General features: G+C 35.4%; 8 protein-coding genes. 6 read left to right on the forward strand and 2 right to left on the reverse strand.

Features of this window, described 5'->3' with window-relative positions:
• Together MVY38_RS06515 and MVY38_RS06520 are read left to right on the forward strand one after the other, a co-directional pair.
• On the forward strand, positions 1-3,089 hold a 3,089-nt coding region (locus MVY38_RS06515), incomplete at its 5' end, for a homocysteine S-methyltransferase family protein (protein WP_297484524.1).
• A 191-nt stretch (positions 3,090-3,280) separates the two neighbouring features.
• Positions 3,281-4,243 carry a hypothetical protein gene (locus tag MVY38_RS06520; protein WP_297484526.1) on the forward strand — a complete coding sequence of 321 codons (963 nt, stop codon included), beginning with the start codon at positions 3,281-3,283 and terminating at the stop codon, positions 4,241-4,243.
• A 5-nt stretch (positions 4,244-4,248) separates the two neighbouring features.
• Here the strand turns inward: MVY38_RS06520 and MVY38_RS06525 are convergent, their stop codons facing one another.
• Positions 4,249-5,001, reverse strand: coding sequence for a DUF3108 domain-containing protein (locus tag MVY38_RS06525; RefSeq protein WP_297484528.1), 753 nt, complete (start codon positions 4,999-5,001; stop codon positions 4,249-4,251).
• A 9-nt stretch (positions 5,002-5,010) separates the two neighbouring features.
• Positions 5,011-5,679, reverse strand: coding sequence for a glucosaminidase domain-containing protein (locus MVY38_RS06530; protein WP_297484530.1), 669 nt, complete (start codon positions 5,677-5,679; stop codon positions 5,011-5,013).
• Positions 5,680-5,788: 109 nt separating this feature from the next.
• Between MVY38_RS06530 and MVY38_RS06535 the strand changes: the two genes are divergently transcribed.
• The 4 genes from MVY38_RS06535 to MVY38_RS06550 form a co-directional block, all read left to right on the forward strand.
• A complete protein-coding gene (locus MVY38_RS06535) occupies positions 5,789-6,385 on the forward strand; it encodes a TetR/AcrR family transcriptional regulator (RefSeq protein ID WP_297484532.1) in 597 nt (198 codons plus the stop codon).
• On the forward strand, positions 6,382-7,620 hold the full coding sequence (locus MVY38_RS06540) for a TolC family protein (RefSeq protein ID WP_297484534.1): 1,239 nt from the start codon (positions 6,382-6,384) through the stop codon (positions 7,618-7,620). The genes MVY38_RS06535 and MVY38_RS06540 overlap by 4 nt, the downstream gene beginning before the upstream one ends.
• Positions 7,620-8,330, forward strand: a complete 711-nt coding sequence (locus tag MVY38_RS06545) for an efflux RND transporter periplasmic adaptor subunit (protein WP_297484536.1) — start codon at positions 7,620-7,622, stop codon at positions 8,328-8,330. Before MVY38_RS06540 ends, MVY38_RS06545 begins: the two co-directional genes overlap by 1 nt.
• Before the next feature lie 6 nt (positions 8,331-8,336).
• A partial coding sequence (locus tag MVY38_RS06550) for an efflux RND transporter permease subunit (protein WP_297484538.1) occupies positions 8,337-9,067 on the forward strand: 731 nt, incomplete at its 3' end.

Consider the following 9,067-nt stretch of genomic DNA (forward strand, 5'->3'; position numbering starts at 1 on the left):
ATATTACTTATGATGAAATGTATGCAGGTTATACTGAATTTTGTTTAGCACTTATTGATGGAGGAGCAGATATTTTTCTTATAGAAACTGCACAAGACCCACTCCAAATAAAAGCAGCATTGCATGCCATTCAAGAGGCAAATAGACAAAGAGATACCCAAATTCCCATTATGGTCTCCGTTACCATTGAGCTGAGTGGAACGATGCTTATAGGAACTGATGCACAAACTATTGCAACAATTATGGAGCCTTTTGACATCTTAAGTCTTGGTTTTAACTGTGGAACAGGACCTGAGCAAGTACGAAAACATGTGAAAACACTTAGCGAAGTGTGGCATAAACCCATTAGTGTTCATGCAAACGCAGGGCTTCCACAAAACCGTGGCGGATACACCTACTATCCAATGGGTCCTGATGAATTTGTAGAGCAACAGAAAAAATTTCTTGAATATGATGGAGTGAGCTTTTTAGGAGGCTGTTGTGGGACAACACCGCAACATATTCGAGCGCTTGTTGATGCCGGCACCTCCCTTACGCCAAAAGCCCCAACAGGCTCGCATCCGACTTCCATCGCTTCACTCTTTAACACCGTAGAGCTAATGCAAAAACCAGCACCACTCCTTATGGGTGAGCGTTCAAACGCAACAGGTTCAAAGGCCTTTCGTGAACTTCTTTTAGCAGAAGATTATGAGGGTACACTCTCCGTTGCACAACAACAAGTACGAGCAGGAGCGCATGTACTCGATGTAAATGTCGGTTTTGCAGGACGAGATGAGACAAAGGACATGAACGCTGTTATGGCACTCTATGCACAAAAAATCGCTATTCCACTTATGCCAGATTCAACACAAACAACAGGACTTGAAACAGCACTCAAACATATAGGTGGTAAGCCTATTTTAAACTCTGTAAACCTTGAAGATGGAGAGGAGAAATTTGATGCAGTTTGTTCTTTAGCAAAAAAATTCGGTGCTTCCCTTGTTTGTCTCACCATTGATGAAATTGGAATGGCAAAAACAGTTGAAAATAAACTCGCCGTAGCTGATAGAATTATCGACCTTGCAACAAATAGACACGGCATTAAAAAAGAGGATTTAGTTTTTGATGTGCTTACCTTTACCCTTGGAAGTGGAGATGAAGAGTACTGGGAAGCAGGAATTAATACCATTGAAGCCATCAAACAACTTCGCCAAAAACATCCAGAAGTTGGTGCAACCCTTGGACTTTCAAACATCTCATTTGGGCTTGATAAAGATGCAAGACCATATCTTAACTCTATGTTTTTACACCACTGTGTCCAAGCAGGACTTACCTCAGTCATCATTAATGTAAAACATATCATTCCTCTGAATAAAATTCCAAAAGAGGAACAAGAGATATGTGACGACCTCATCTTCAACCGTAAACCAAATGGAGAAGCACTTTTCACATTTATAGACCACTTTAGCAAAAAAGAGGCAGTCAATAACGATGCTGTTGATGAAGAGTACCTTGCTATGAGTGATGAAGAAAAAATTGCTAAACTTCTTATGGATGGCGATAAAGAGAGAATGATTCCTCTTGTAGAAGAGGCACGCCACAAAATCAAACCTGAAGTTATTGTCAATGAAATTCTCATTGATGCCATGAAAGTTGTCGGGGAGCTCTTTGGTTCAGGGCAAATGCAGCTCCCATTCGTCCTCCAGTCAGCAGAGACCATGAAAAAAACGGTAGATCATCTTAACCCTTACCTGCCAAAAGTGGAAAAAGCAGTCGATACAACGCTTATTCTGGGGACAGTCAAAGGAGATGTACATGATGTTGGAAAAAATCTTGTGGACATTATTCTCTCAAACAATGGCTACAAAGTCATTAATCTTGGCATCAAAGTAGAACTTGAGAGCTTTTTAGAGGCACTTGAAAAGTCAAACGCAACGGCACTTGGATTTAGTGGGCTACTTGTAAAATCAACACAAGTAATGCTTGAAAACCTCAAAACCTTACAAGAAAAAGGCATAAAAATACCTATGCTTCTGGGTGGTGCTGCACTTACTCGCTCATTCATAGATGACTTTTGCCGTCCTGCTTATGATGGTCCTATATTTTACTGTAAAGATGCCTTTGATGGAGTTACTGCCATGAGCCGAATTGAAGCTGGAAATATGGATACAAACCTCCACCCTGATGCACCAGAGGTAGAGAAAAAAGAGGAAAAAGAGTACATCATTCCTCCATTTGAAGAGATAAAAATGCCCTCTCGTGATGTAGTAGTTCCTACCCCACCCTTTTGGGGGAGACGCCAAATAAAACTTACTTCACAACAAGTAGAGATGGCATTTGAGTGGATAAACCACAAACTCCTCTTTAAATCTCGCTGGGGTTACTCCTCTAAAGGAATGAGTAAAGAGGCATACCAAAAACAGCTTGATGAAGTTGTCTGGCCAGCCTATGAAAAACTTAAAAAACGCTTTATAGATGAGCAACTCTTTGAGCCTACCATTTTATATGGCTACTGGCCATGCCGTAGTGATGATAATACGCTCCTTATTTTTGATGAGAGTGAGGGGTGGTTTAATGAAGAGGATATAAATCGGGAACCACTTGATCAGGTTATGGGGCGTGCAGAGGAGATTTTTAATTTTCCAAGACAGCGTAAAAAACCTCATCGTGCATTAAGTGACTTTTTTCACGCTGACCGTCATGATGTTATAGCCTTAACATGTGTAAGTGCAGGAGAGAAACTTAGTGAAGTTGAAAGAGAGATTTATGAAGCTGGAAACTATACTGAATATTACCAATTTCATGGGCTTGGAGTAGAACTTGCAGAAGCACTTGCCGAAATTGCTCATAAGCAGATACGCCTTGATTTAGGCATTGCAAAAGATGAGGGAAATACCTTAGCAGATGTACGCATGAACCGTTATCAAGGAAGCCGTTACTCCTTTGGCTACGCAGCATGTCCTGATTTGGAGCTTAATCGTCCACTTTTTAATCTGTTAAAACCAGAAGAGTTTGGCATTGAACTGAGTGAAACATTCCAAATTCATCCAGAGCAATCGACATCTGCACTTGTAGTCTATCATCCTGATGCTACTTACTATAATGTGTAGAAAAATTAACTCTATCTTATAGGTATATAAGAACAAAAATCTACCCATATAAATGTTACCAACATGTCATCCAAATAGGATGCGTGTCAACAACAGTTTTCAAGTACATCTAAAGAATTTATATCTTAAAATACACTATGTTGTTAAATCATACTCAAATTTTGCTACTACTAATATTTAGTATAGCTCTTATGGCTGACGATATTGATAAAGAGTGCTATATAGATAAGACATATAATCTAATTTCAAACCAAGTGATTGACTCTTCAAACTATATCGATGACTCAATTAATAATATGCTTATAAATCCAGATAGTAATACAACAGTACTTATAGTTAAAAATACAATTCATAAAAAAACATCTATAGATAATTTTTTTCGTACTAAAAAATTTACTGATGAGACAGATGAAACTTATATTTCTGTAAAACTAAATTCAACTTTCAAGTCTAAAGAGACCAATAGATTCAACATAGGAGTAAATGCACGAATTCCATTAAGTAAAAGTACCAAAAAATACAACCTTTTTATAAATGGCTTAAAAAAAGATGTCACTAGCAATCCTATAACCAACCAATTAAACGAACAGGATGGAACAGAAATAGGAATAAACTATTTTGCCACTCTTGTTCATAAAATAAAATCACGATACTCTCTTGGAGTAAATGGACTCAATCTATTTACTATAGCAAGATATTCAATAGAAAAAGATTTCTACTCATGGAATATTTTATCAGCTCAAGAGTTTAAATACTCACTTAAAAACTTATTTGAAGAAGAGACAGATATATATTTTGACAAGCACTTATCTGATTCTAGACTCTTTAGAATAACTCTATTGCGTGCAACTCAAGAAAAAAACTCAGGTATGGATTATAGTCTTGTACTGCAACACTATTGGATTTTAAACAAAACAGCTGCTTTAAATTTATCTCAACTCTTTTCTGGAAATACCCAATATGAGTATAAAACAAAGAAATATAGAGGTGTCACTAACTATACAACGGCTCTAAGTTTTCGTAAAACAGCCTTACGAAAATGGTTTTATTATGGAATAATACCGAGTGTAAACTTCAATAAAGAGCATAATTATGAAGCAAATTATGCATTAAATTTTTATCTTGAATTTTATTTTGGACATTTAAAAAAGTAGCTATTTTATTGAATTTGATATCTTTTGACTGTAGCATTACCAAAAAAAAGTATTCCATTTACCTTTGCTTTATACAGAATATTATTACTGTCTAAAATAAAAGTTACTTTTGCCGAACCACCTTTTAAATAATCTTTTTTAAGCATTACACTATATTTATACTTTCCACCATTTATACTGACTAACTTTACGATTATGCCTTTTTGCGTATCTTTGCTACCAGTAGCACGAATCAATTTTGATTCACCAATCTTCATTTTTAGTAAATTATTTTTTTTATTAAAAAGAACGCTTACCATATCATTATCATATACTTTATCTAATATCTTTGTAGATTTTTCATTAATGAACTTACTTCTAGTCTTTCTTGCAGAAGAAAAAACATTATAGATTGGCTCTTCCCTCTTTTCTTCTTTATATTTAGTAACAATAGTTTTGTTATGCTCATAATCAAATGTATACACTTTTGTTTTATTATAATCTTGGGCAGTTTCTTGTGCAATATATTTTAGGGGAAGTAATTGATTTTTTTTAACTACACCAATACTCTGATAAATGTATTTTTTATGTTGTGTTAAATAACCGACTATGCCTGTTCCATAACCTACAACTCGAATGTGATACTTTTTCCCGTTGTTACTATAGACAATAGAAGCTTCAGCAACTTTTCCAAAAATAGAAAGTTCACCAATATAGTCCATATGTAGGCTGAATGCCGATAAACTTAACGAGATAAATAACAAATAAATACTTTTCATGTCTATTATTTACTCTTTATCATACTTCGTAAAATTATTATGACGAATCACACTGTTTATCTCATTAATGTACGCCTGCCCTATCTCTGAGTATTTATCAAGTCCTTGCGTAATTATGAACGGGTCATTTGTTTCCAAACGCAGCTTACGAAGTTTAGCATAGGCTTTAGCCTTAGATATTAATTCATAATAGGCTTTGATGGAGTCATCAATCGTATCAAATTTTCTCAGCCAAATAGTAACATTGCCCTCTCTTTGTTGCCCTGCTGCTATACGCTCTTGTTTTGGACTTGTACTCCACATACCAAATATATTATTTGCTTCATTAAAAAAACGAGATGTTGCCCAAGAACTCTCCATGGCAGCTTGTGCGAGAGTAATACTTACAGGATGAGGCTTTAAACGAGCCAATAAATCTTCATTACTAGTAGCACCATACTCTTTTTTTAGAGATGCTATCTCCTCAGTAATATGAGCATTTTTTATATCTTGTGCCACTCTTTTATAGCGTTGCATCAATTTTTTATGAACATTTTGTGTAGGAGGAACTACAAGATATAAAAAGCGCTTTTTTTTCGTCTTAATCGACATATCTTTGGGAACTACATGTGCTAAATACTTTGGTTTAAGAAGCTGCGTTTGAGAGACCTCATCTTGAAATGCCAATAGTAATGCCAATAAATAATCCATACAAACCCCAAAATAATTTAAAAAAATTATATCTTATAAAGCTTAATTAATGTAGAATTTTATAAATGACCAACAGTCGGTCATAAATGGAGGTTTCATGGCAATCATAGTAGATAAAGTCCAAAAGAAAAAAGATATTGCTCTTGCTTGTAAAGACTTGTTTGTAAACAACTCTCTCAAAGATTTAACCATCGCAAAGATTGCTACAAACGCAGGTATTAGCAAGGGGAGCATTTATGACTACTTTCAAAACAAAGAGGAGATAGTTTTTGAACTGCTTCGCCATATGATGCTTGAGCATGATGAGGCAAAAGAGTGTAAACTCAAAAGTGTCACTACTGCAAAAGAGAGAGTCAAAATATTTGCTGAATTTTTCTACAGCGATGAAACAAAAGAGCTAAGAGAAATCTATAAAGACTTTATATCCATAAATCTTACAGCACCAAATGAGCATATAACAAGCTTTCAAACAGAGTGTGTAAATAGATACTTTAACTGGATGTGCAACATCATTCAAGAGGGAATAGACAAACAAGAGATTATTCCAAAATCAATAGATATAGCCAAAGGGCTCTTTGCGCTTGGTGAGGGGATGTTTATCTCAAGCAGCATAACAAATACAATAGACGATTTACAAAAAGAGCTCAATCAAAACATAGAGACAATATTTTCTCTAATAGAGGTGAAAAAATGAAAACAAAATTACTACTACTTCTTCTGCCAGCACTCCTGTGTGCCGAAAATCTTCATGAGCTTATCAAACTCGCGCAAGAGAAAAATGATATAGTCTTAGCAAAAAAATATACTCAAGATGCAAAAGCAAAAAGTGTCACTGCACAAAAAAGTGACTATTTTCCTACTGTGGATTTGGGAGGATTTTATAAACGCGATGATAAAGTCTCTCCTTTTCAAGCAGGTGATGTCTACAGTGCATACGCAAAAGTAGCCGTTGACATCTATGATGGAGGCAGACGCTCTTCACAAGTTGATGCGAAAAAAGCATCACTAAATGCTTCTAGTTTTGATACGGCTGCGTTTAGAAAGTCTCTTGCACTCAATATCACTAAAAATTTCTTTGCCATTAAGAGTCTTCAGGCTTCACTAAACGCAAGAGAAGAGGCACAAAAAACACTCAAAGCCCAACTTGAACGCATAAAACAGTTTTACGATGTAAAAATGGCAACTCTAGATGATGTAGAACGGGTGCAGTCTGATTTTGACACAAATCTTTACGATATGCAAACTATTCGTTTCCAAATTCTCTCTCTTAAATCCCAACTAGAGTTAAAAGTCGGTAAAAAAATAGGAACTTTACAAAACTCCAGTTTTAAAAAGCAACTTGAGGGAGATTATGCTCTGCTTGAAACTATTAAGGCGGTAAGCGCACAGAAAAGTGCCATAGAGTATAATGCAAACGCAGTAGAGAGTTACTACTATCCAAACATCCGTCTTGAAGATAAATACTCTCTCTACTCTTATGACAGACTAGATCCTTTAGCAAAAAAAATAGCAACCCCACTTGATAAACAAAATGTCTTACTCATAAGCGCAAATATCCGTCTTTTTGACTTTGGCAGTCTTGCAAAAACAAAAGAGGCACTAAAGCTAAACGCAGCAGCACTTGCATCGCAAATAGAGTACCAAACAAAAGAGCAAAAGATGCAATACAATCTTGCCCTTGCAAGAATCCAAACAGCAAAACTCAAAATCACAAGTTCAAAAAGTGCGCTAAACGCAGCAACAAGTGCTTTTAAGACAATAGAGAAAAAATATAATGCAGGCATTGTTGATTACATTGTCTATCTTGATGCACTTACAAAAAAAACAAGCACAAAAGCACTCTATGAGAGTAGTTTAAATGACTTGGAAGTCGCTTATGCGATCTACTACTACTACAGTGGAAAAAATATATTAGGGGAGTTACAGTAATGAAAAAAATAGTCATAACACTACTCATGTTAGTGAATCTTGTAAACGCAGCAGAGATTTATGCTACATTTATAGTCCATCCAATGAGAGATGCAAACCTTGCATTTATTGCAAGTGGAATCGTTGATAAAATAGATGTAAGTGTTGGCAGCCATGTCAAAAAGGGAGAAGTTCTCGCACAGTTACAAAACAACGATATAAAAGCAATGTTGGCTGTTGCCAAGACTACTTTTAAATATGCTAAAAAAAATTATGAGAGACAATTAAAGATTAAAAATCTCATTGATGAAGCAAAATTTGATGCAGTTGCAAATAGATATGAGAGTGCAAAAAATCAACTTGCCTACCAACAGGCACTCTATAACAAAACATTTCTAAAAGCTCCTTTTGATGGCGTTATCTATGCAAAAGAGATTGAAAAAGGGGATGCTGTTAGTGGTATGATGCTTCGTACTGCGTTTAAAATACAAAGTATTTCAAAAAGAAAACTTCTGCTTAGCTTTGATCAAAAAAATAGAAATCTTGTCCATGTAGGAGAAAAATTCAAGTATCAACTCGATGGCGATGGAAAAGAGTATTTTGGCACAATATCGAAGATTTACCCTAGAGCAAATTTTAACGATAGAAAAATAAGTGCTGAAGTCATTACAAAAGATTTTCTTCCTGGTCTTTTTGGAGATGGTTACATCATCTCAAATGCAAAAAAGTAGTCTTTTATGTATAAAATAGCAATAAACAGACCTATAACAACCTTAATGTATGTTATGACATTGGTTATTTTTGGATATTTGAGTTTCAAGAGTATGCCCTCTGCCCTCTTTCCAAACATTGACTTTCCCATAGTTACCATAAAAACCATCTACCCAGGGGCTGAACCAAGTACGATAGAATCAGAAGTAACAGATAAAATAGAAGAAGCCATCTCTCAAATTGGTGGGGTTGATAGCATCACTTCAACAAGTTCAGATGGTGTGAGTGTTGTTATTGTCAAATTCTTTTTACAAAGAAATATTGATGAGGCAACAAATGATGTTAGAGATAAAGTCTCTGCGGTTACACTTCCAAGAGAGGCAAGAACGCCACTTGTAAGCAAACTTGACATCGGTAGTGCGCCTGTCATTAATGTTTTTTTAACAGCAAAAAAAGATAGTCAGAAAAATCTTATGCTTTTTGCTGATGAGAAAGTAAAACCAGCACTTCAAAAGATTATTGGTGTAGGTGGTGTCAATATCATCGGTTATAGAGACAGAGAGATAAAAATCTTTCCAAATATTGATGCACTCAATAAATATGGCATTACTGTTTTAGAACTCAACAGAGATGTAGAGAATGAAAATGTGAAAATAGGTGGTGGTAAAATCATCACAAAAGAGCATAATTTTATTTTAAAAGTCCATGCTGATGCTATGAATGTCAAAGATTTACAAAATATAAAAATCAAAGATGG

The sequence above is a fragment of the Sulfurimonas sp. genome (assembly GCF_027056685.1).
Classification (GTDB): domain Bacteria; phylum Campylobacterota; class Campylobacteria; order Campylobacterales; family Sulfurimonadaceae; genus Sulfurimonas.

Excerpts from the sequence above, each read along its gene's own strand:
- MVY38_RS06520 (WP_297484526.1), top strand. The coding sequence starts at position 3,281 with ATGGCTGACGATATTGATAAAGAGTGCTATATAGATAAGACATATAAT.
- MVY38_RS06525 (WP_297484528.1), bottom strand. The coding sequence starts at position 5,001 with ATGAAAAGTATTTATTTGTTATTTATCTCGTTAAGTTTATCGGCATTC.
- MVY38_RS06535 (WP_297484532.1), top strand. The coding sequence starts at position 5,789 with ATGGCAATCATAGTAGATAAAGTCCAAAAGAAAAAAGATATTGCTCTT.
- MVY38_RS06540 (WP_297484534.1), top strand. The coding sequence starts at position 6,382 with ATGAAAACAAAATTACTACTACTTCTTCTGCCAGCACTCCTGTGTGCC.
- MVY38_RS06545 (WP_297484536.1), top strand. The coding sequence starts at position 7,620 with ATGAAAAAAATAGTCATAACACTACTCATGTTAGTGAATCTTGTAAAC.